This window comes from Allorhodopirellula heiligendammensis, from assembly GCF_007860105.1.
Taxonomy (GTDB): Bacteria; Planctomycetota; Planctomycetia; order Pirellulales; family Pirellulaceae; genus Rhodopirellula; species Rhodopirellula heiligendammensis.
Genome location: NZ_SJPU01000003.1, coordinates 369,947 through 392,967, shown reverse-complemented (window position 1 = coordinate 392,967; position 23,021 = coordinate 369,947). Strand labels below are relative to the sequence as shown.

The window sequence follows — 23,021 nt, the reverse complement described above, 5'->3', positions numbered from 1 at the left end:
AGGTAATTGACAAAACTTGACCTTTGCCTATTTTATCTACGGTGTTTCCTAATCTTGAGGCTCGGTAATACTACGCATGATTGCTAATGTAATACCACCTCGCACACGAACGATAGAAAGACAACATGGCCAAGAAGAAATCGAGCGGCGTCAACAAATCGCAAGCGATCCGTGAATACTGTGCTGCTAACCCCGAGGCCAAGCCGCTTGAAGTGGCCGAGGCAATGAAGGCGATCGGCATTGATGTCAACGCTCAATTCGTCAGTACCGTCAAGTCGAACTCGAAGAAATCGAAGAAGACTGGCCGTCGCGGTCGACCTGCTGGCGTTTCGGCCAAGAAAGCTGCCCCCGCTAAGAAGCTTGGTCGCCCTGCTGCCTCGAAGGCACGCTCCAACAGCGGTGAAGTCTCCCTCGACTCATTGATCAACGCCAAAAAACTGGTTGAAGAGATGGGCGGTGTTGACAACGCACGGAACGCCATCAGCGTTCTCGAACAATTGATGGACTGAGGGTTGGGTACCCAATGGCGGGCATCGCCCGCCTTGTGAACTCAGCAAGTGGCATGAAAAAGGAGGTAGGATGGGACGTGGTCCCGTCCGAGCCCGCTCCGCAAATCGATGGCCGCAGGGCACTCAAGCGAATTCTGCGAAGTAGCGGAAGGCGTTCCCGGGGTGCGGATTGCATGCCCCAGACAGACCCGTCAGCGGTCGGGCTGACGATGTTGCTCGGTGCCGACAGCCACTCGGTGTTTTACAGTGCGCCCAGTGCTTCACAGTGCGCCCAGTGCCTCACAGTGCGCCCGGTGCCTCACGGCACTCGGCTCACACAGCGTTGCTAACGTTGGATTCAGTAAGCGAGCGAACTGCCGTGGTTGGCACGCTAAGCCGTTACCACGTTGACCAGCTCAAGTCTGGTGGCGCGCAGTTTATTCTTTAACCATTTGAGACTGATGTCGAGCGTTTGTGCATAACCGACCTCGAACGTTGGCCGCATTCCGGCCACCTGCACTCCCAGCACGATGCCGCCTGTGATGAGCACTCCCCCGCTGCTGCCAGGGCCAAATGTTGCTTGGTTGGCATTCTCAGCGGTTACCCGCTCGTACGCGACGATGTGTTGTAGTCGCCCCAATGTGGGAATTGCGAGCGTCGGATAGAACGCTTGCCAGGTCCATGGGACGATAACAGCGTCGCCGACAAAATTGCCTGTGGTTCCGGTCCGGGTCCAATTGCTCAGGTCCTCGCCGGTGACCACGGTGAGCGGTGGAAGCCCGATCTCCGGAATAAATCCGCTCAGCCACAAACGGTCCCAGCCCGTCTCGACGACGGCGATATCAGGTCCACCGGGGATGCGACCACGCGCCGCGACACGCGACCGAATCGCATCGGGGCCGTGACCGCAGGCAGCGACGCGGCGGACCGCCGCCCGCGTTTGGCTGTCGCGGTCGCCTCGACCGACGAACAAGTGCGAAACAGTTAATAAACCCCAATGCCACCTTGGGTCGTCGGGGTGATCCTGATCCGGCCGCGGTGGTTCGGGGTCGACGGTTGTCCATCTCACCACCACCGACGTCGTTGCCCGTTCATCGGACGTGGAGATGGCAACCCCGGTCGGTACAATCTCGCCGGTCTGTCGAATCTGGGTAGGCAGCTGGAGTTCGTGGTACGCGTCTGTCGATCGGTCGAGTAACCTTACCGGTTCGACCGGCTCAATTCGCTGCTGGGCTGAGACGTCCCTGGCTTTTCTCGCGACGTCAAATCTCGCTTGGACGATTGCGTCGCTCGCTCGGTTTGACACCGCAGGAGCAAATCCGATGGAGCGAACGTTGTCGGCGTCGCGACTGGCGACTCGGCGCATCAATGTCTGCTGTAAACGTCGCAGGCAGTCCATCGATAGCGTCCCCGCAGGTTGATTCACGGCTGACTTTCATTTTCGATTTGGACAACAAACGACTCTGAATTCGGGTAGCGTTCTGCCAGCCAATCGGTGATCGCTTCGTGGATGGGGTGCGAAGGGATATCCAGCGGAATCGTCACGCGAATATGAAAGTCATCACCGACCGGGGTTGCGTGGACAGCTTCGACCTCCAAGCCCAGGCTTGCAAGATAGGCGTGCAGACGCGTTTCCACTCCACCGGGTTCAAACACTCCCGCAGGTGTATCGATCTCCGTCGGCTGTGTTGTGGTGGCCTCAGCGGACGGTTTGTCACCAAGAGCACGTGCGGAAACCGCAGGGGTAACCGCCATGACGTCGAGCGGTTGAAAGACCATCTCGCCGCCGACAAACGTCAGCCCATAGAGTGACCCAGCAGGATGCTGGCCACACGCCCCGGGGTCTTGGCAGGACGCATGCGAATGACCATTCATTTCAATCGGGCACCCTGCGAACGGTATAAATCCTAGGTAACGGAATCCATAAAGACGCTTGACGTTACACTGGTCACGTCCCACGACAGACTCATAAAAACCAATCGGTACGTTGCGAGCAGGAACGGTGAACGAGACGTTCTCGGCGGTACGCTCGTTAGCGGAGGTCGGGATCAAACCGCTCGCAGCGCTTAACACGCTGCCAATGGCCTCGACGTTTTCATCGGTTTGGCTATCGAGTTCCTGACTGATTTCGGTGAGATTCCAACCGTCTTCCAGTTTGATGCCGACATCGGCAATCCCGCATCCGCTGCGCACACTGATGGAATATTCTTCACTAAAATCGGGCAGATACACGAGTGAGATACGCACCATACCGGGGGCGATGGACGTCTCCGTTTTGCTGATTGCAATTTCCGCTGGCTCAATTTTGAGATAGGGCTTTGGGCGGTAGTAGCGAATACCGCGATCACAATCATCGGGGTTTTTGCGGACAATGACCTTGGGAGTGCATCCGGCAATGCTGACCAAGAATGCACTTAATAGCAAGCCAATGCGGAAAGGATGAGACTGTTGATTTAACATGATGCGGTCCGCCGTTGAGGACAATGATTTTAATTCATGTATCGGTATTGCAGGTCGCCGGCAGCCAACCCCCTCGCTGGGGAGACGACCAGGTAGTTTGCGTGAAGTTTGCCGACGCATGCTCCGCGATCACAGGATTGACCGAATGAGAGCGGCTCCAAGCCTGAATGTGTTGCCAAGAGCCTGAATGTGTTGCCAAGAGTAGGTACAATCCGTGGAGGTTGATCTCGATGTTTTTCCCAAAATACCTTCCCGTGCCGCATGATCCGTTGCCTCTCACTCTGCTTGTTCCTCGTCGCTGGCAGCGCAGTTGCTCAAGAGCAGCCTGCAGCGAACAATTCCCCGCCCAATCTGTCTGCAGAGGAGCAGCAGATTCATCAATTCTTTGCTGATTTTGAAACGGCAACTCGCGCTGATTCCGTCGACGAGCAAATTCAGTTCTTCGACTTTGATGAACTCACACGAGACATTGTGGAACAATCCGGCGTGGCGATGCCGCCTGGACTGCAGTCGCAATTAGCGACCGTGATGCAGACGCAAATCAAGCAGCAGTTTGAGTTGCTGGATGCGCCGTGGACGCGGCATCGGATCGTGAGAATTGAGTTTTCAGATGACAAATCGATAGCGGATGTCTTTGTCCGCAGCTGGTCAGTGGAACTGGGCACGGCGCGAGAGTCGTACTTACTCAAGAAAATTGATGACCAATGGCGGATCTGCGACGTCAGCCAGCTTTCGATCGGTGTTTCCATGGTGGCGCTGTCCTCGCTGGGACTGCGTGACACGATGCAGAGCAATATTGCCAGTGAATTGGTCTATGCAATGCAGAAGATCACGCAGTGTGCAACCGAGTGCGCACAAGGCAATGTATATGCCGCGATGGATCACATCGATGGCATTTTGGGATACCCAATGCCAGAAAGTATGCAGGCGCTGCGCTGGACCCTTTCGGCAATCATTCATGGAGCGATCGATCCCGAAAAAACGATCGAATCCTTGGAAAAGGCGGAAGCATTTGGCGAATCGACGTTGTTGGCAGACTATCTACGCGGCGAAGCTTATTTGGAGCTAGGCCGGTTCGAGGTCGCCATCAATCACTTCCGCGATTATGTGAACCACTTTGGTGCGGACGCCGACGCGTATTATTCGCTTGGGTATGCTCTCGAACAGCTTGACCGTATCGATGAAGCCATCGATGCCTACAAAGCGGCGCTCGCTGATACACCGGAGTCCGTGGACAATGTCAGCGCCCTGGCCCTTGCTTTGCCGGACTCGAGGAAGGAGGAGTTTGTCACCTTTTATCGCAACCTTCCCGATCCCACCAGCTCGTTCGAACAGGTTGGCGACGCCTTCGTGTATGCGTCCGATGCTCCCGCGCTGCGAACTTTAATTGACACCATGGTCACCATTGATCCGGCGGCTGAATACATGGATTACTACCGCGCGATGCTAGAGCATCTCGAGGGCAATTATCGGGTTGCCTTCGACTCACTGGCGGAGAGTCTTTCCCAGATGGATACCGAGGCCGAAGCACGCACATGGTACGAATACGCATTGTGCGACGCCGCACGGCAATGCGACCGTATCGATCAGGCCTATGCGATGTGCGTTGATAAAGCTCAGGCGATCGACACACTTACCAATCGCACGGATATTCAAGGTGAGCCGTTACCCGATGCGGCGTCGCAGGCGACTATCGATGCGCTGTTAGAAAAATATTTGCTCGAGCATGACAATGCGTTTGACGCGTTGATGTTGGTAGGCAGGTCGCATGCAGGTCGAGAAGAATATCCAGCGGCAAGCGAATGTTTTGTAAAGGCGATGTCATCGACCGACGATCCCGATGAGCGATACGAGGCGCTTGAGGAGTGTGTCTATTGCTACGTCTCGATGGACCGGGCGCTCGACGCTTACAACGAATTCGAACCCAAGAGCGACGTCGTTGAAATCCTGGAGTACGCCCTTGATGACGGGGAGGCGCTCACTGAGATCCTCGAAAAATTCCAAGCTGACGAACCCGATTCGCTGCGGTTTGTATGGACGACTCTGCAAGAGATGCTCGAACAGGGAGAGTATCAACCCGGCCTCGACCGAGTCGATCTTGCCTTGTCCGAAGCAGGCTTGTCCGGAGACGGCGGTTATGAGGAAACCTCTTTGGTGGTGTACCGCACGAGGTTCCTGATCGGTCTCAAGCGATACGACGATGCGATCCTGGCGGCCCATTCGTTGGCTGAGGATTCCCGAGAGTTCATTCGGGCGTTGGTTTACGCGGCCAAGGGTGACCGGCGTCAGTTCGATATTGCCTATCAACGATGCCTCGCGGCGGAAGGCATGTATGGTGCGGAATCATTTGCGGAGGCGCCCGAAGTCCCTGTTCAATGGCTTCCGGACTCTTCGGAACAGACTGGTGACGAGGCCGAGGTGCCATTCTCGCCCTACACCCAAGTCCGACGTGTCGTTCTGTTGCTCGACGAGCCTCGATCGGTCAATGCGGGGAGCGTCATCGCGGCCTCACGTGAGATCGGCGAACCCCTGTATGCAATCGACCGCCGGCAGATGACTGCCGAGGAGGACGACTACGTCTTTCAAGCGAGCGACTATAGCGTGATCGTGGCGACTCAACGTTGCCGGTACTTCATTCAGGCCGGCGATGGTCCCTATTTGCACAATGCGGATCTGCTCGCCGAGGATCTCGATACCGATGAGGAGCTCAGCGAACTGATCCGTCAGCATTCGGCATGGCTGGCAATCGATATTTTCCAGTGGCCTCAAGGGATCGACCAAGACAGCGCTTGCGAAATTCCAGATAACGCAGGGAAACTCCTCGCTCAGTTCGCCCGCCAGCTTGTCGGTGACGGAGCTACCGTGGCGATTCATTCCGACATGCAGATCGCGACCCGTTGCAATGAAGAGTTTTTTGTAAAACTTTCCAGTGACACGCCCATTTCTGCATTTGAAGCCGCCGAGTGAGTCACACCACCAAATGTCCACAGTTGCTCCGCCATGGAGTGTGGCAGAGGATGGAACTTGCCAGCTGAAAAATCGTTAGAAGTTTCACAGCCGGAATCACACGTCTCTGACCGAGTCAGTTATGATGTTTCACGCGGTCACTCAGACAGCCGGCGGGTGCATGACAACCTGCTTGATAGCTTTCCAATTTACTTGTCAAACGTGGTGTCCAACGGATGATGAACTCGCTGCTCGAACGCACCCAACCGACTGATGGTTGTGAGTGCGGCAGCCCGTATCCAAGACGGATCGGTTGCTGGCCAGAAGAACTGGCATGTGATTCGCATGAGAAAACCAATCTCGACGCGACCCAGCTACCAGGAAATGTCGCACTGGAACGGAGAACCAAGTCATGAACCGGACGCCCTACAACCAACCGCGTTTTTTTCAACTAGCCTGCACAGGCCACCTCAATTTGATTGTGTTGGCAGCGCTGGCGACAATCGGCTCAGTGGCCGGTGAGGTGTCTGCGGACCCGGGACACCTTATTTCGTTCGACCTGCCGCCGACCGCGGTCGCAGTGCCGATTTGCGAGCAGCGACCGGGGGATTTACTCACCAGCCAGGACGGTGAACCGGTCGAGATCACCCTCCGTCTCTCGTCGTTGGTCAGCGGCGGCTCGATGCCAGAAATTGACCGTTGGATGGTCCGCTGCGTTCCCCGTCAGACCTCGTGGAGTGTCATCAACTACTCACCGCGAACTGAAACGGCGAGCGAGTATGCAAGCCCTATCCAGGTGAAGACCTCTGAGGAGCAATCGCAATCCTTTGGCGTTGCTGCGGATGTTACCCAAGGCAGTTTGGCACGCGGCCATGCCGGAATGGACGCTGGCACAAAGCAATCGCAAGGGCTGCAGTACGATCGTGTCGCGCCCCTGCATGCTGTCACTGCCGCAGGTACGATCGAACGGGGGCGTGGTGTTTACTACAAACTCCGTTGGACCTCGACACAGGTGCTCGAGGGTGAGAAAGAATTCAAGGTTACCTTTGATGTGCCCGCTGGGTTTCGCAGTGGTTTGGTCGATGTCACCGTTGTCGCCATGGGACGTCCGAACAAGCAGAGTTCGATGACGAACATGATCTCTCGCATTCCGGTACTCGGCGAAGATGTGGGAGGTATGCGAGCACTTGGCGAAGCTCGTTTTTTGGTTGCCGTGTATGCCGAAGGCGACCCCGTTGCGTGGCGAGCTGTCCAAGCGATGGCAGATGCCGAAGCCATACTACGCCGTGAGGCCGCGAACATCCGCGCCCAATCACCCTCACGATCACTGTCGACCATGATCCGCCAAGTTGCCGCCAAACTCGATGTCGAGTCAGTCGATCTGCACAGCGACTGGCCGGAGCGGTTGGTCTTTCAAAATGCGGACCCTTATACCGATCCTGTCATCAGTAAATTGCCCGCCGACCTGCGTGTCTTGGTGTTGGACTATTGTGATGCTCGCCGCACCGTGGAATCATTGCGAACCCCATCCGCAGGCGAGAGCTCAGCCCCATTTCAGCTTAACGAGCTGGTCCACGCTTCGATTGTAGGACACGATTGATAGCGAACCGTATATCGCGGTTATTGCACTTCCCTCTCTCACCCTCCCCCCGCAGTATGCGTCCTATCGTTCAAATTTCGCTCGACCTTACTAACATCGACGAAGCTCTTGAAACAGCCGCACTTGCGATGCGGGCGGGAGTGGATTGGCTGGAAGCGGGGACACCGCTGATCCTGGCGGAGGGCTTGCACGGCGTTCGCGCCTTGCGGGCGGCGTTTCCGGAGACCCCGATTGTCGCCGATTTGAAAACGATGGATGGCGGCTATCTCGAAGCGGAGATGATGGCGAAAGCGGGAGCCACTCACGTGGTTGTCATGGCTCGCGCCCATGCCGAGACGGTTCGCTGCGTCGTCAAGGCAGGTGCGGACTTCGGTTGCCAAGTCATGGGCGACAATATGGTATGCGACGATATGGTTGCTGGTGCCAAGTGGTTGGAAGACCTCGGTTGTGATTTTGTCATCCACCACATTGGATATGATGAACGACGGGGCATTGCGGCTCGCGGAAATCCGATGCCCAGCCCGCTCGATCAACTGCGTGAGGTGGTCGATGCGGTGAAGATTCCCGTGCAGGCCGTGGGTGGTCTGTCGCTCGAGCAGGCCATTGCATGCCCCAAATATGGTGCACCGCTGGTCGTCCTGGGTGCTCCACTGACTATTGACGCTGATGCCTTTCGCACCGCAGATGGGGATCTTGAGAGTTCACTGCGTTTGATCTGCGAAGCCGTTCATGCCCAGGATTGCCCTATCCGAGACTCACTATGAAATCACCAGCTGTCGTTAACTTTGCTCCTGAACGAGGCAGCGTCGAAATCCGTGATGTCGAAAAGCCTGTGTTGGGACGAGAAGATGTTCTGGTCGAGGTAGCCAACGTGGGCGTCTGCGGCAGCGATTTGCATCAATGGACGGCCGATCATTCGTGGCCGGTGAATTACCCCGTCGTACTCGGCCATGAGTTCGGAGGACATATTGTCGAACTCGGCGCCAACGTACAGGATTGGCGGGAGGGCGATCGAGTCGTCAGCGAAACGGCGGCGATCATTGACTCAGCCAATCCGATGTCGCGTCGAGGCCTGTACAATCTTGATCCCACCCGCAAGGGATTTGGCTACGGCGTCGACGGTGCAATGACCAGGTACGTACGTGTGCCAGCCCGAATTTTGCATGCGGTGCCCGACGCTCTGCCCTTCGAGCACGCCTGTCTGACGGAGCCCTGCTGCGTGGCTTACAACGCGGTTGTACGCAACGCCAGAATCGAACCGGGAGATCGGATCGTCGTGCTCGGTCCGGGGACGATCGGTATCCTGTGTGCGGCAATGGCACGATTGTGTGGCGCGGAGGTCGCCTTGGTCGGATTGGAAGCTGATCGGCAGCGACTCCAAATCGCCAAACAGAGCTACGGTTGTGATGCGGTCGTGGGCGATGTCAGTAGTTGGGCTCGGCAACGCGATGGCCTGGGTTGCGATGGTGTCATTGACGCCGCGGGCGTGAGCGCAACGCTGCAGGTCGCCATCAATGTCGTCCGGCCGGCGGGATGGATCAGCAAGGTGGGATGGGGACGCCAACCGCTGGATTTCAGCCTTGATCCACTGGTACAAAAGAATGTTACCCTGCAAGGTAGCTTCAGTCATCACTGGACGATTTGGGAACGTGTGCTGGCGTTGCTCACCAGCGGTCAGCTCGATGTCGCTCCGATTGTGGGTGGCGTGTGGCCGATTGACCAATGGCAGGATGCCTTTGAAAAGATGCATCGAGGCGAAGTCGTCAAATCCATTCTCAAACCCGTCTGACCCCATGCCCAAGCTCGCCGCCTTTCCCAAGGCCTACATGCACGCCCTCTGCAAAGATGGGTCGATGACGGTGACCGAGTGGATCGAACTCGCGGGAACGCTCGACATCGAGGGGCTGGAATTCTACGCTGGCTTTCTCGAACTCGCCGACCGTGCGACCTGGGACCGATTTCGCCGGCAGACTGAGGACGCCGGGATGGTAATTCCGATGCTCTGCTGCTCCCCAGATTTCACCCATCCCGATGCTCGCTTTCGCGATGCGGAGATTGCCAAGCAGAAAGGCTGGATCGAGATGACCGAAGCACTCGGCGGTAGCTTTTGCCGAGTGCTGAGCGGACAACGACGGCCAGAGCTTTCGCTTGATGAAGGCGTGCAGTTGGCCGCCGATAGCATTCAGGCCTGTTTGCCTTTTGCACAACAGCGCGGTGTGACCCTGATCCTAGAGAACCATTATAAAGATGATTTCTGGGAGTACCCAGAGTTTGCCCAAGCGATGGACGTGTTCTGCAAACTCGTGGCAGCCATCGATGATCCGAACTTCGGTGTCAACTATGACCCCAGCAACGCGTTTCTAGCGGGGGATGATCCCATCGAACTATTGAAGCGAGTCTCTGATCGGGTGGTCACCATGCACGCCAGTGACCGATATCTCCTGGCAGGAACGCTTGAAGACTTGCGGGCTGAGGAAAGCGGCTCGGTAGGTTACGCCAAGCGACTCCGCCATGGCGAAATTGGTAAAGGGCTCAACGACTACGACGCGATCTTCCAAGAGCTGGCGAGCAAGGGATTCGACAGCTGGATCAGTATCGAAGACGGGGTCGATGGAATTGAACAGTTGCGTCGCAGCGTCGAATTTTTAAAGCAGAAAATTGCGTTGCATTGGCCAATGCACGGCGGTTAATCGATTTCCAAGAGAGGTGAGTTCAGCAATTTTAGCCTCCAAGGCGGCCGCTGACCGTATACTTCAGTGTGTCGGTGAGCCATTTCTGCGATCCGCATCCCTCCTCGATGTCGAAAAAGGGAACCTGTGCGACATTTCCGTTCATTCGCTCTTGTCCTCGCCACCGTCGCGGGCTTCCACCATCCCAATTTGATCGCAGGAAGCCCGGTTCTGCGCACTCAGCGTGGTGCGGACTCGGGCAAACATGATCACGCCAATATTGGGTTTGAACTGTTAATCAATAAAGCGTTTCTGCCCAGTGATTTTGATCAGGAAGTGTTCGACAACTTGTGGCAAAGTTGGCCCGCCTCACTTCGCGAACGAGCTGCGAAGGCGTCCGTGGGCGAACGGCGGGCGATGGCTTTCGAACGCTATGGTCTGACTCCGCGCCCCCAGCAGGACCGCGGGAATATCGTTGACGGCAAGCGAGATCTGGCTGACCCGGGCAAGCCGCTGCAGTACGTCGTCGATGACCATGGCAATTGGACGATGAATTGCTTCTCGTGTCACGGCGGTACCGTCTACGGGCGACCTGTACCGGGCGCTCCTAACAATCGATACGCTCTGCAGACGCTGACCGAAGAGGTCCGCAGCACCAAGTTTCGACTGGGTAAATCTCTGGGAAGAATGGAACTCGGGTCACTGGTGATCCCACTGGGGACGACGAATGGCACTACCAACGCCGTGGTGTTCGGGATCGGCCTGATGAACTATCGCGACGATCAGCTCAATCTTGTGGATCGACCGCCGGCCTCATTCACGCATCACGACATGGATGCACCTCCGTGGTGGCATTTCTATCGACGACCTTACATCTACATCGACGGTTTCGCTCCCAAGGGGCATCGCGGTCTGATGCAATTCATGCTTGTGCCTGAGAATAACGCGAGCTTCTTTGCCGACCATGAAGATGATTTCCAAAAGGTCTACGCTTACCTGTCATCTTTGCGGTCACCGAGCTACCCGGGCCACATTGATCAATCGCTCGCCAGGCGAGGGGCGAAACTGTTTGAGAGCAACTGTGCTGAGTGTCACGGAACCTATCACCATCGGACAGATGCCGAATCTATCGCCGCGTATCCCAATCAATTGGTGCCGATCGAGGATATTGGCACCGATCCCGTACGTCATCGCGCCCTGACGGTCGCTGGACGGGAGCACTATGCCCGTAGTTGGTTCGCACAATCTGGTGGACCTGAGCGCCGCGAGACAATCACGGATCCCGCTGGTTACGTGGCGCCACCGCTCGACGGCGTATGGGCGAGCGCTCCGTACTTTCACAATGGCAGCGTCCCTACCCTGTGGCATCTCCTGCATCCCCAGGAGCGTCCCACCGTTTGGCGACGAGTCAACGACTCCATGGACGAATCAAAGGTGGGGCTGACGGTTGAAACGGTGCCTCGTGTCCCATTGGAGAAACCCGATGTGGCTCTTCGTCGGAGTTACTTTGACACGCGAAGGTTCGGCAAATCGGCCTCCGGTCACGACTACCCCAACCAGTTGAATGAGTCCGAAAAGCGAGCAGTGTTAGAATACCTCAAAACGCTGTAAAGCGACTTCGAGGCATTGGTTTGGCAACGGTTGACCGAGGTCACACTCGCGACCGCATCCACAAGCTCATCGAGTCACACTCGAAATGGCAGACCGTATGGTGCGGGATCTGACCAGCGAAATTGGCGAAACCCCGCCGTGGGTACTTTTCTTCATCGTTCCATCGACCTCCACGCATGCACGGCTCATCCAACCGAGGCGTGCCCCCTTTCCCCGTCGACCATGACCGTGCGACAATGGGTGGTTCAGGCGGGATTTTCTGTTCGCGTTTGGTGCCATTCATCGTTATTAAGAGAAAACTCGTGTCCAATCTATCGCCCGCGGGTCAACAGCTTGTTCAAAATCTGTCACAGCGTCACGGTGTGTCACCCGAGGCTGTTACGCATATGTTGATTGCCGTTCAAAATGGCAACGGCAGTATGGCTCAATTCAATCATCCCGAATTTGGTGGTTCTGGACAGTGGATGCGAGGCGGCATGACCATGGTCAGCGATCTCTTTAATAACCAACTAAAATTTCGCGTTGACAGCCTGTGCAGTGATATTTCGAACGAGCTTGCCAACCATCAGACCACACCGATGTTCGGCTCGTTTCAATCACAATCTCAAAACGGTTCAAGCCAACAGGCTCAATCGGCAGGCAGCCTGGGAGCAGTAAATTCACTCTTTGAACCCGATCCCGAACAGAATTGGTGGCCACAAGATCTAGGGACGCCCAATGCGGTGGGTAGCCAAAACAGTATCCGGTATGCCTATTTTGCTAGTGCCCGACGGTTAGCGGTATCCACCGGTGGCGACGTCTGGGTCTATGACACCGGAAACCATCAGATTGGAGGTTTCTCGCAACAGCAAGGCGTCGGAGGCTCGATTACGTTCAGTAGCCAGTTTGGGACGGTAGATCTATCCACGCTCCCGGTTGTAATGCGAAATGGCAGCGCCATGGATGCGGATTCCCGGCCGGCCACCAGCGATGCTGCTCCACCGCCAGAAGTAGCCCCGGCAGTAGGGGGGCAGTCGGGAGCCGCTGCCATGGCACCTGATGAGCATAAGACGTCGGCCGCCCCCCCGACCGACGAGCACGGCATTCTCTCCATGCTGGAGAAGCTTGGCGGGCTGCATGACCGAGGATATCTCAGCGATGAAGAGTTCCAGGCGAAGAAATCCGACTTACTCTCGCGGTTGTAGGCAAGAGATCGGCGGGGCATCAAATTTTCCGCCGCAATCCAAACAGTGGCTAGTGAATCCGCAAGGGTGATGCTTTAGACTGCCGCCCATGAACAAAAGACTCACCAAAATCAGTAAGTACCTCACCTTCATTTTGCGGCACGAACCTCAGGCGATCGGCCTGGAACTCGACGATGAAGGCTATCTCGCCGTTGACGAACTGCTCCAAAACGCGAATGCATCTGGTAAGAAAATCACTTCCGAGCAGGTGCAACAGGTCGTCGGCGGTCACGATCCACCCCTGTTTTCCTTTTCCGACGACGGCAGTCGCATTCGAGTCGTTGAAACATTGACGCCGGCGCCGTGGGGACGTAGGAAACGTTCTCCGTGGGATGGTCAGAGGTGACGCATTGACTGCCGCAGCAAAGCGAATTGTCCTGCTCGGCATCGGTCACACCAATGCGAACGTCGTCAGGCAATGGGCGACCGATCCAATTCCTGGCAGCACACTAACGTGCATCAGCAACTTTCCCACTGCCACGTATTCTGGCATGTTACCGGGAACTCTGGGTGGGCAATTCGACGATGAGGAAATGCGCATCGATCTGCCAAAACTCGCTGATCGCGCCGGTGCGACTCTACTTCTCGCCGATACGTGCGGTTTGGACCTCGTGGATGGGCGCATCCATTTTTCAGACCATGATTCGATTTCATTCGATGCGCTTTCGATTGGTGTGGGTTCTGTGCCCGCAAATTCTCAGGAACACGCGAATTCGCCGCTATTGATTCCAATCAAGCCAATGCAGACCTTCCTAGAGCGACTGGAAACCCGATTGCAGGCAAGGTCTTCAACCATGGGACATGATCCCACCAAAATTGCCATCGTGGGCGGGGGAGTCGCGGGCGTCGAGATTGCGTTCTGCTTGCAGGAACAATTCACCGAGCGTGCCCTGCATGACACCAGGATAGAGATTTTCACCAGTAGCGAGCATGTCGCAGCAGGCATGAGCGAGCGAGGCGTTCGTCGCATCAAACGACTGCTGACGAAACGCGGCAACCAAGTCCATGCCGGACACCGTGTGACCACGGTTGGCGAGTCTGAAATCGTGCTTGACGACGGCTGTCGCCACGTTGTTGATGCTGTTATTTGGGCCACCGGCGCCGCCGCGCCGCCAGTCCTTAGCAAGCTTGGATTGCGAACGGATGATCGTGGATTCATTGCGACGGGCCCGACATTGCAAACGCTAAGCGACCCTCGCGTTTTTGCCGTCGGCGATTCTGGAACGATCCTCCAATCACCGTCACCGAAGGCGGGCGTCTATGCCGTCCGGCAAAGCCCCATCCTCTGGCACAACATCCGCGCACTGGCCACTGGTGGCACGATGCAGCAATTCAAACCACAGCGAAGCTTCCTGAAGCTGCTGAATACCGGCGATGGCAAAGCGCTGTTGGAGTACGGCATGTTCGTCGCGCACGCTCGTTGGTGCTGGAGATTAAAGACATGGATCGATAAACGCTTCGTCAGCGAGTTTCAATCCGCATCGCACACGCACGTCTCGCGAGCACGACAAACGCAGCACGCCCGATAAGATGTCTCGCGAATCAGCGGCAACGAGATGGATGGCGACTCAAAACAACTCACCATTGAGTTCGCCTTGATCACGGGTGCCTAACGCTCCCCACAGACCAAACGGACTGGGGCTGCCGGGGGCCAGTTCGTCTTGCCCATGTTTGGTTATCGTGCCTTCTTGATTGCCACACTCGATGGAATCGGTAATGAACTTGATCGCTCCGTCGCCCATGGCGACGTGGCAGCCACCCTGGTGCCAGCTGCTGAATGTCAGGGTACCGATGGTAGCGGCATCGCCACCAAAGCAGAGTTCCCGATTGGGAGGGAGGGTTGTGTTGCACCCAGTCATCAGGGATTGCGAGTCGGCCCAGCGAAAACCGCGTCCTTGCGCCGAACTGTTCTCCAGCTTCGGGCTTCGTAGCCAAAACATCGGACGGTTAGGATCCGCTTGGCTGCGGCAGAACTCAACATCGTCTAGCACCCCAGGTGACCAACCATTGTTTGTCGAGGGCGCCGTTCGCTTGTCGAGATCGCTAAGATCGGTCGCTATTTCCCCCAGCATGATTGTACTGGACAATCCGTCGGTCACATCGCCATAGGACGTAACCATGCGAGGTACGAACATGCCGCGGCCGGTTGCCCGCATCAGTGTCTCCCCGCTGGGCGTCCACTGCGACGCTTCGTACCGCCACGAGCCTGCGTCCAATCCTTCAATGGCGTCGCCGAGACAGGCCGCATAATTGGTTCGGCCCATCGCCGGTGATCCAGCGCCTGGGTCGGACGGACATCGGTAAGTTGAAATATCAATCCGCCATGGTGTATAGGACACCTCCGATGGAGCAGGTCCCATGGATGGGTAGAGGTGAGTCAGTCCGTCATCACCATCGAGTGAGCCATAGGGGTCCATGCCATACGTCACGTCAGGATCTGCAGCATTGCTGGTGCGTGGTGGCGGCCCGGCATACTCATCACTGATCGCCTCCCACAAAGTTGATTGGCCAACGAATGGAGTGATGGATACGAGAAAGCTTAAGCGAAATTGGTTGGTATTGGTGGGGTCATTGGCATTGCTGAATGTTCCCGTCCCATGCAGCGGTAAATTCCCGAACGCGTCGTGATACTGGGCAACACCCAAAGCAATCTGCTTAAAGTTGTTGCTGCAACTCATTCGCCGTGCCGCCTCCCGAGCCGCTTGAACGGCGGGCAATAACATCGCCACCAAAATTCCGATGATGCCCATGACAACGAGCAACTCTAGCAGCGTGAATCCGTTATGATGGTGAGGTCGTTGCATGATGCTTCTGCGTTTCGGGGATTAATCGGAATGGTCGCTGAGGCTCAGTGTCCCAACCAAGCCGTTCAATCTTGGGTGAGACATCGTTTCCCATCTCGTTTTGGATCGGACCTTGTTCTCGGTCTACAACTGGCGCTGAAATCTAATGGAGGATGTCCTCGCGACTTTTCAGTCTAACGACCCCCTGTGCCCTGCGGGGCCAGGATGCGAACTTTTTTGAAAGAGATATGCCGGTTTCCCTTTCTTCCCACCGACTTTCGACCACCGACGTAACGTATGCGTCAGCGATGGTACAAGATTGCTTGACTGCAGCAATTCGTTGCGGTGCTAGTGACGTGCATTTGCAACCCAGGTTGCGGAGTTGGGATGTCTCGTTTCGTATCAATGGTGTATTGCAGCAAGTCGATTCGTTTCCGCGTAGCGATGAGAGTGACCCGGTGGCGCGTTTGATGGCGTTGGCGGGATTGCCGTCTTACCGGGGCGGCGTGCCACAAGAAGGTCCACTGCAGTGGCCATCCGATAGCGGCGAAACTCGGGAGATGCGGCTGGGGGTTTTCCCAACGGTGCATGGCAACCGGGCTGCGATTCGGATCATGGACGATCGTTATTCGATTCGGCAGCTCGACCAACTTGGCTTCGATGGCCGAATACAATCGCAACTGCAAAGCGTCTGCGATGGACGGGATGGCTGGTTGTTGGTAGCCGGCCCTGCTGGCAGCGGCAAGACGACAACCTTGTACGCTTGCCTCTCACAAATCGCCGCGGGCGAGTTCCGTCGCAGTGTGTTGACGATTGAGGATCCGATTGAAGCGGTGATCGACTCGATCAGTCAGAGTCAACTGGAGCCCACCAGTGGGTTGACATTGGCGGCGGCGATGCGCGCGGCTGTCCGTCAGGATGCCGAGGTATTGTTGGTCAGCGAGATCCGTGATGTGGAGACTGCCGAAGCTGTCTTGGCGGCTTCGATGACTGGTCATTTGTGTTTCTCGTCGATTCATGCTGGATCCCTCGGCGCAACGTTAAGGCGTCTGGTGCAGATGCAATTGCCCACATTTGCAATTCAAAGTGGCCTGCGAGGTATCCTGTGTCAGCGTTTGCTGCGCCGGAGGTGCGGTACTTGTAGTGGCCAGTCGTCGACTCCTCCTGGTTCGCCATGCGGGGTTTGCCATGGTACCGGATACGACGGTCGAATCCCAATCGCTCAGATGGTCACGTTCGATGGACAGTCGGCGGGGCAAGCAATCCTGGAGGCATTGGCTAATTCACTACCCGCGACGGAAATAGATCGGATCGCCTCACAATCCGGAATTGAGTCGCTAGCTGCTCAGGCGCAACGATTGGTGGATCAAGGCCAGACGGATGCCGCCGAGGTGTATCGCGTATTGGGAGGAACGCCTTGAATCCATTATACACAACCACAAACAGCATTGATCACGAATCCTTGGCGATGTTGCTTGATGAAGTTACTGCGATCGCGGCCTCGGGTCGCTCATTGACAATCGGCTTGGCTGATCTGGATCAGGTGGCGTTGGGTAAGATTGGCAGGGCCGCGCAGACTGTTCGACAGCGGATGGAACAGGGGCAGTCCGCGAGCGCAGCGATTGCCTCGCTATCGCAAACCTACCAAGCACCGATTCGTGGCGCCATGCTGGTGATGGCACGTACCGGGTCAACCCGACCGCTGCGTGAAACAGTCCGATTGATTCGTGAAGCCAATGAGCGACGACAGCAAATGACGCTCGCGGTGATCAATCCACTGATGAGTATCGTGGTCGCCGCGACGGTGGTTTTCCTCGTGATCCCATGGATTTTGGTATCGCTCTCGGAAGCTGAGTTGGTGAAGTCGGCATTTGCACCCACTGCGGTCGAAATTTCACACGCTTTCGTCAGACATTTTTTTCTGGCCGTCACCCTCACGCTGGCTGTCATCGCCATCGTGGCGGCGTCGCTATATGCTTGGCAGCGACGAGCTGGCCGTATCAGCGACGTGGCTGATGAGCAGGCGACCTTCTGTCGTTGGTTGGCCTTGCAGATCGAGGACCGGCAATACGGTGAAGTGGAGACGGCACGGGCGATCGAGACGTCGGCCGAAGTCGTCGGGCCGCAATTCGCTGCGGCATGGACACCGGCGTTGGAACGGATTCGCGGGGGGGCTCAAACAGCGGAGTCAATGTCAATGCCTCGATTCCTAGACGGACCGCTTCGGCAGTGTGTTGTTGACCTGGTGGCGGCACATCGCGATCGCGAGTCGATCGCCCTGGACCTTCAGCAGCTGAGCGAACTGTACGCGGATGAATCCCGCCGGCGGCGAGCTTGGTGGATCGAAACGGTTCCAAAGTGGGTCGCGGCGATCGTAATGGTCGCAGTTATCCTGATTTTGATTCAAGCGATCCTGGCCCCGTTGCTCGATGTGATCAACGAAGTGGCCCCGATGGGCGACAAGCAGGAATACAGGCAGGACATCCCTGCCCCGCAGACGACTAGCGGACATAGTCAGCTCGAGTATGCGACGGGGTTGAGTTCATGAGTGAGCGCAACGAGAACAGTTCGGATGTGAACGCGGTAGTCAATCCGTGGAGCATCGGGCAAACGGCCGAGTTTGAACTTTGGCAACGTGGCCGCGACGCTACCCGTCGACGTCTCAGTAGCGCGGTCACTGCGGGTTTTTTGTATCTGATGGCAGCGCTCGTTGTGGGGGCCTACCTGATCCTGATGGTCGCTGCGGTAGCGCGGGGTGCGGTGGTCATGGATGGTTGGAATGCGACAGCAATCGATTTGAGTTGGACGACTCAGATCGTGTGGTGCTACGGTGGCCTCGCCCTGCTCGCGATTATCTTCTACCCGTTGTTGCTCTTACTGATCCACGGCCGGTTGCCGTCACCACTGTCTCGATGCATGCGAATGTTTCCGGGGATCGGATCCACGATGCGAATGGTCGAGCTGGGTGATTTTTGCCAATCGATGTATCAGTCCTTGGCACAATCGCAGACCTACGAACAAGCCTTCACGCAAGCCTCAAACAACGCCCGTGACGCAGGCCTGCGTCAGTGGGCACACGCTGCTGCGTGCCGCCTCGAGACCGGGCAATCGCTCGCTGGCGTGCTGCGGTCAACCCCCGTGCGTGACCAGCCACTGCCGGCAATCTTGGCGTTCGTGCAAAGTGATATTTCGCAATCGGATACATTGCGAGTATGGCATCACGCTGCGGAGGAATGCCATTTACAATCGCAACGACGCCTGAAACGAACGACTCAGGCAATCTCTGTTTCGTGCATGTTGGCTGCGGTGTTCTTAGCAGCATTCGGCATGTTAATGGCTGCCACCATCACCCATCGGATGCTTCAGGGATGGTCGATGCTCACTTACTCGCCGAGCTATACCATCAAGTGGTTAGCAGAGATGGGGATATCAGAATGGGCCCTGATCCCAATCGCCCTCGGCATCCTGTTGGTGGCCACCCTACTGCGTGGCGTCAATCGCATCTCGCGAGATCGCGGCAGCGGCCGGTGGCGTTGGCTGCTGCCAGCGGTTTTAACTTGTGCTGAGTGGTCGCTCTGGGGCTTAGGGTTGATGGCGTTGGTCGTGGGATTGCCCCATCCAATCACCATTGTGCTGGCTGTCATGATCATCGCGTCGCTCGTGATCGCAGGGAGGTGGCGTCAACGTGACGAGGTTGAGTCGCTCAATCCCTGGCTGCGATTAGCGACCGATACGAATATGTCGATCCCAGTGCTGGTGGAAAGCCTGGCAGATGGATTTCAAGGCCGACTCGCGGAACAAGCAAGATCGTTTGCCGCGCGTATGAAACGCGGTGAATCCATGGTCGCTGCTGTCCGTCGCTCGCAGTTGCCGGTGCACGCCGATACGTTGGCGGCACTAGCGATCTCCCCTGCAAATCTCGTCGGTCAAGAGGCCACGCGGCGGCCCAGTGAAGCCCCCCATCGCACGCGGACGCGTCGCCAGATCGTTTCGGGAGACGACTCCACCTCCCAGTCGCCCGTGCTCGTATCGGAGCAGTTCGTCTATGTCGTTGCGACGGTTTTACTAGCGTGGTTGATCAGCCGCATGGTCCGGTCAGTCACGCTGCCTTTTTTCACATCATTGGCGGATGAGTTCTTTAATTTAAAGGATTTTGCCACGCCCGGGCTCGACCTCACCGTCATGGTTGGCAATGTCGTGGTCACGGTCATGGTGGTTTGGCTGCTGGCGGCGTTTTCAATTGCGGAGTTGCCGCTGTGGATGGTGCGATGGGTACCGTGGTTTGGCCGCCTCGCCATCGATCGCTGGCGATGCGGCGTATTGCGGACGATCGCCCATGGGGTGCGCGGCCATCAATCGGCCAGCGAGATTTTGCAATTCGCATCGGCAACGACACCGGTGCGTTGGATTCGGCGAGGTTGCGAAACCGCAAAGCAATCCGTCGACCATGGTGTGGGGCTGGCAGCATCGTTGCGCCGTGCCCAGTTCATCGCGGCTCGCGAAGAATCTTGGCTGAATAGCGCGGAGAAGAACGCCGTGCTGGCCGAAACGATCGAGCAAATTGTCGACAACATTCGCCGCCGGCAAACGCTATTATGGAAGGTCCGCAAGTCGTGGCTGGTGCCTCTGGCGACCGTGGGAGTCGGTATCTACGTGCTCGTTCACGGGGTCGTTGTTTTTCAGTTCTTAAGCAGGGTGATTGGTTGGAACGCGTGAAAATCCGAAATCATCATCGACCTGGTCGGGCCTTCACCTTGGTAGAGACCCTCATCGCTCTTGCGTTCCTGGCCAGTGCTACAGGAGTAGCGTTGAAAATGCATCAGACCCAGATGAATTTTGATCGCGTGGCGATGCAACGGCTGACTGACCAGCTCGCGATTGAGAATTTGGCTGAGCAACTTTCCACAGTAGTTGATTCCGAGCTCACCGATACTGCCACTCGGCTGGCAGAGGAGTCGGCTACGCACATCAGCGTCGAACCATTTGAGTCGGGATCCAAATCAGGCTGGCATGTCACAATCACGATTGAGTCCCCAAGTGGGCCGCTGACCCATCACTTGTGGCGACTGGAAGGTGAGGCATGAATGTTCGCACAGGCAAGTTGTTTTTCATGCCAACTCACCAGCAAGCATACAGATCGATGGATTGTCGTGCTGGCCTTCGTGCCAATCGTCGAGCGGTGCGAGAGAATCGGCGGAGTGGGTTCACCTTGATCGAATTGCTGTTAGTGCTCTCAATGCTCAGCACTCTTCTTGGGGGCACGATTGGTTTGTTAGCACTCGTCCACAACAGCAACGATCGGGGCCAACAAAATCTACTGCATCGACAAGAGATCCGTCGCTTCGCCGACGATGTTCGCCGTGACATGCACGCATCGAGTGCCGCCGAAATCAGGGAGTCGGAACTCATCCTGATGTTCGCATCGCCTGAATCAAAAATTGTCTATCGAGCTGACGGGGGTTCGCTTCTACGTCGCCAGACCAGCGGCACTGACGAGTCACCCGCAGGGCAAGATCAATATCGAATAGACGACAACGCAATGATTGCTGTTGATTGGTTGGAACAGGGCACCCAAGTCCGATGGACGATCACGCCGACTGATCGCCCCCACAGTCCCGTCCAAATCATCGCATCGAAAAGGCTCACGCAATGACTCTGATGCAGTCTCGATATCTTGGTTCAGACCATTCGGGGTGCCGACATCGCGATGCTCGCCAGCAAACCGGTTCGGTTTCACTGATGCTGGTGTTGATCTTAGCACTCTTGGTTGGCACCTTTGCAGTATCGTTGAGCGGTCGGGCAGCGCAGCAGCGCCGCGCGACCCAGCACCATCAAACGATCGCCGTGTTGGAGTCGGCAATTGATGGGGTGAGTCGAGCAGATTTCGCTGATGATGAAACGCTCCGACTACCAATCGATGAAAATGCAGGCAGGTGGATCGAAGTTCGACGGATGTCAGAGTCAGGCGACGAACTACACCTGTACCAGGCAACCCAGTTCCAGGATGATCGGCCTGGTTTATCGATCCTGCGAAGTACCCCCGTTGAATGACTATCCAGTTCACTGATCTTACAGGCTGCCGCACCGGCGTCGCTTTCTCCCCCAAATCCCACTTCATCGCCATGCCCATTCGCCGGAACGCCTTCACACTTGTAGAACTCTTGGTCGTGATCGCCATCATTGGAGTGCTGGTTGGTTTGGCTGCTCCAGCGGTGCAATCGATGCGGGAATCGTCCCGCCGGGCGGTATGCCAATCGCGGCTGACGGCAGTTGGAATGGCATTCCAAGGTTACCACGATCGTTGGCAGCACTTTCCTGTCGGGACTGTGGACGCAACGGGACCGATTGAGAGTGTCGCGGAGGGAAATCACCATAATTGGCTCGGACGCTTACTCGAACTGATGGACCAACCGGTGATTGAGTCCCATATTGATCGCAGTGTCAGTGTTTACGATAAGGTTAACGCTCCAGCGTTGGAGTTGCAGTATCCAGGTGTGCAATGTCCCTCTGCGACGCAAGAACCAGCTAACGCGAGCACTTATGTGGGACTGCATCACCCCTCCGAAAAGCAAATCGCTGAGACCGATCTGGGCGTGTTTATTTTGAATAAGCCGATCAGTCGAAACGACATCACCGATGGGCTGGCCAACACAGCGTTCGTGTCGGAAAAGATGTCATGGCCTGATGACCTGGGTTGGCTCAGCGGCACGCGGGCGACTTTGCGAAACGTCGGCGGTGGGATTCGAAGTTCAATCGACTCGTTTCAGTCCCCAGCGCCTACGCTGGTTGGCTCGATTGGAAGTCATCATCCTGGCGGAACCCATGTGCTTTTCGGGTCGGGGGAGATCCGGTTCCAAACGGTTCAAACGAACCAGAAGATTTTGGAGCAGATCGTCAATCGCCAAGACGGCCAGTTACCGCTGGAGTTTCAATCGCTCGAGTCATTGCGGCGCAAGAGCATTGAATGATGCCGCGGTCGCGTGATCACGATCGCCCCGGTGAGCGAAGTCGATTCATGAAAATGCTGCGAGATGGTTGTGTACCTCTGCACTGATGAGCGCGGGTGGCGAGCCTCGCAATCGCGTTTTATCGTTGGCGTGATTTGCATTCGTGTGGCAGCCATTGATTTGCCCGCGTCGGACGTTGTACAGGGAGTGGTCCCGTGCGGGATCTGACTAAATTGATTACCCTCTGTCGCCCGACCAGCAGCTCGACAATGGTGTCCGCTGTTAAACATCAAC

The 23,021-nt window shown here is 56.6% G+C and carries 21 protein-coding genes; 17 read left to right on the top strand and 4 right to left on the bottom strand.

Going from position 1 to position 23,021, the window contains the following annotated elements:
* Nucleotides 1-125 precede the first annotated feature (125 nt).
* Nucleotides 126-509: a hypothetical protein gene (locus Poly21_RS21495; RefSeq protein ID WP_146409108.1), complete on the top strand. Its 384-nt coding sequence runs from the start codon at nucleotides 126-128 to the stop codon at nucleotides 507-509.
* Between the two features lie 370 nt (nucleotides 510-879).
* Here the strand turns inward: Poly21_RS21495 and Poly21_RS21490 are convergent, their stop codons facing one another.
* Both Poly21_RS21490 and Poly21_RS21485 read right to left on the bottom strand, forming a co-directional pair.
* Complete coding sequence (locus tag Poly21_RS21490; protein ID WP_146409107.1) at nucleotides 880-1,914, bottom strand: hypothetical protein; 1,035 nt, start codon at nucleotides 1,912-1,914, stop codon at nucleotides 880-882.
* On the bottom strand, nucleotides 1,911-2,948 hold the full coding sequence (locus Poly21_RS21485; protein WP_146409106.1) for a hypothetical protein: 1,038 nt from the start codon (nucleotides 2,946-2,948) through the stop codon (nucleotides 1,911-1,913). Before Poly21_RS21485 ends, Poly21_RS21490 begins: the two co-directional genes overlap by 4 nt.
* Nucleotides 2,949-3,209: 261 nt before the next feature.
* Between Poly21_RS21485 and Poly21_RS21480 the strand changes: the two genes are divergently transcribed.
* Nucleotides 3,210-5,915 (top strand): tetratricopeptide repeat protein, encoded by a 2,706-nt coding sequence (locus Poly21_RS21480; RefSeq protein ID WP_146409105.1) that lies wholly within the window; start codon nucleotides 3,210-3,212, stop codon nucleotides 5,913-5,915.
* 188 nt (nucleotides 5,916-6,103) lie between these two features.
* On the opposite strand, the gene Poly21_RS27820 is transcribed toward Poly21_RS21480, so the two are convergent.
* Nucleotides 6,104-6,241 carry a hypothetical protein gene (locus Poly21_RS27820; protein ID WP_302120055.1) on the bottom strand — a complete coding sequence of 46 codons (138 nt, stop codon included), beginning with the start codon at nucleotides 6,239-6,241 and terminating at the stop codon, nucleotides 6,104-6,106.
* A 65-nt stretch (nucleotides 6,242-6,306) separates the two neighbouring features.
* Between Poly21_RS27820 and Poly21_RS21475 the strand changes: the two genes are divergently transcribed.
* From Poly21_RS21475 to Poly21_RS21440, 8 genes are all read left to right on the top strand, one after another.
* Complete coding sequence (locus Poly21_RS21475; protein ID WP_146409104.1) at nucleotides 6,307-7,494, top strand: hypothetical protein; 1,188 nt, start codon at nucleotides 6,307-6,309, stop codon at nucleotides 7,492-7,494.
* Between the two features lie 56 nt (nucleotides 7,495-7,550).
* Nucleotides 7,551-8,258 carry an orotidine 5'-phosphate decarboxylase / HUMPS family protein gene (locus Poly21_RS21470; protein ID WP_146409103.1) on the top strand — a complete coding sequence of 236 codons (708 nt, stop codon included), beginning with the start codon at nucleotides 7,551-7,553 and terminating at the stop codon, nucleotides 8,256-8,258.
* A complete protein-coding gene (locus tag Poly21_RS21465; protein ID WP_146409102.1) occupies nucleotides 8,255-9,283 on the top strand; it encodes a zinc-binding dehydrogenase in 1,029 nt (342 codons plus the stop codon). Before Poly21_RS21470 ends, Poly21_RS21465 begins: the two co-directional genes overlap by 4 nt.
* Before the next feature lie 4 nt (nucleotides 9,284-9,287).
* Nucleotides 9,288-10,184 (top strand): sugar phosphate isomerase/epimerase family protein, encoded by an 897-nt coding sequence (locus tag Poly21_RS21460; protein WP_146409101.1) that lies wholly within the window; start codon nucleotides 9,288-9,290, stop codon nucleotides 10,182-10,184.
* 126 nt (nucleotides 10,185-10,310) lie between these two features.
* On the top strand, nucleotides 10,311-11,774 hold the full coding sequence (locus Poly21_RS21455) for a c-type cytochrome (RefSeq protein ID WP_436967516.1): 1,464 nt from the start codon (nucleotides 10,311-10,313) through the stop codon (nucleotides 11,772-11,774).
* Between the two features lie 302 nt (nucleotides 11,775-12,076).
* Nucleotides 12,077-12,958: an SHOCT domain-containing protein gene (locus Poly21_RS21450; protein ID WP_146409099.1), complete on the top strand. Its 882-nt coding sequence runs from the start codon at nucleotides 12,077-12,079 to the stop codon at nucleotides 12,956-12,958.
* An 88-nt stretch (nucleotides 12,959-13,046) separates the two neighbouring features.
* Nucleotides 13,047-13,343 carry an RNA 2'-phosphotransferase gene (locus Poly21_RS21445; RefSeq protein WP_146409098.1) on the top strand — a complete coding sequence of 99 codons (297 nt, stop codon included), beginning with the start codon at nucleotides 13,047-13,049 and terminating at the stop codon, nucleotides 13,341-13,343.
* Between the two features lie 4 nt (nucleotides 13,344-13,347).
* Nucleotides 13,348-14,526 carry an FAD-dependent oxidoreductase gene (locus Poly21_RS21440; RefSeq protein WP_302120051.1) on the top strand — a complete coding sequence of 393 codons (1,179 nt, stop codon included), beginning with the start codon at nucleotides 13,348-13,350 and terminating at the stop codon, nucleotides 14,524-14,526.
* A 39-nt stretch (nucleotides 14,527-14,565) separates the two neighbouring features.
* On the opposite strand, the gene Poly21_RS21435 is transcribed toward Poly21_RS21440, so the two are convergent.
* Nucleotides 14,566-15,801, bottom strand: coding sequence for a DUF1559 domain-containing protein (locus tag Poly21_RS21435; protein WP_146409096.1), 1,236 nt, complete (start codon nucleotides 15,799-15,801; stop codon nucleotides 14,566-14,568).
* 227 nt (nucleotides 15,802-16,028) lie between these two features.
* On the opposite strand from Poly21_RS21435, the gene Poly21_RS21430 reads away from it, so the two are divergent.
* From Poly21_RS21430 to Poly21_RS21400, 7 genes are all read left to right on the top strand, one after another.
* The gene (locus tag Poly21_RS21430; RefSeq protein WP_146409095.1) at nucleotides 16,029-17,201 is read left to right on the top strand and encodes a GspE/PulE family protein; all 1,173 of its coding nucleotides are present in this window, start codon (nucleotides 16,029-16,031) and stop codon (nucleotides 17,199-17,201) included.
* Entirely contained in the window at nucleotides 17,198-18,328 is a 1,131-nt protein-coding gene (locus tag Poly21_RS21425; RefSeq protein WP_302120049.1) for a type II secretion system F family protein, read from the top strand. Before Poly21_RS21430 ends, Poly21_RS21425 begins: the two co-directional genes overlap by 4 nt.
* The gene (locus Poly21_RS21420; RefSeq protein WP_146409093.1) at nucleotides 18,325-20,496 is read left to right on the top strand and encodes a type II secretion system F family protein; all 2,172 of its coding nucleotides are present in this window, start codon (nucleotides 18,325-18,327) and stop codon (nucleotides 20,494-20,496) included. The genes Poly21_RS21425 and Poly21_RS21420 overlap by 4 nt, the downstream gene beginning before the upstream one ends.
* 98 nt (nucleotides 20,497-20,594) lie before the next feature.
* On the top strand, nucleotides 20,595-20,864 hold the full coding sequence (locus Poly21_RS21415; RefSeq protein WP_302120339.1) for an acyltransferase: 270 nt from the start codon (nucleotides 20,595-20,597) through the stop codon (nucleotides 20,862-20,864).
* On the top strand, nucleotides 20,861-21,433 hold the full coding sequence (locus Poly21_RS21410; RefSeq protein ID WP_146409092.1) for a PulJ/GspJ family protein: 573 nt from the start codon (nucleotides 20,861-20,863) through the stop codon (nucleotides 21,431-21,433). The genes Poly21_RS21415 and Poly21_RS21410 overlap by 4 nt, the downstream gene beginning before the upstream one ends.
* Nucleotides 21,430-21,831 carry a hypothetical protein gene (locus Poly21_RS21405; RefSeq protein WP_302120047.1) on the top strand — a complete coding sequence of 134 codons (402 nt, stop codon included), beginning with the start codon at nucleotides 21,430-21,432 and terminating at the stop codon, nucleotides 21,829-21,831. The genes Poly21_RS21410 and Poly21_RS21405 overlap by 4 nt, the downstream gene beginning before the upstream one ends.
* Before the next feature lie 71 nt (nucleotides 21,832-21,902).
* Nucleotides 21,903-22,748 carry a DUF1559 family PulG-like putative transporter gene (locus Poly21_RS21400; protein WP_146409478.1) on the top strand — a complete coding sequence of 282 codons (846 nt, stop codon included), beginning with the start codon at nucleotides 21,903-21,905 and terminating at the stop codon, nucleotides 22,746-22,748.
* Nucleotides 22,749-23,021: the final 273 nt, after the last annotated feature.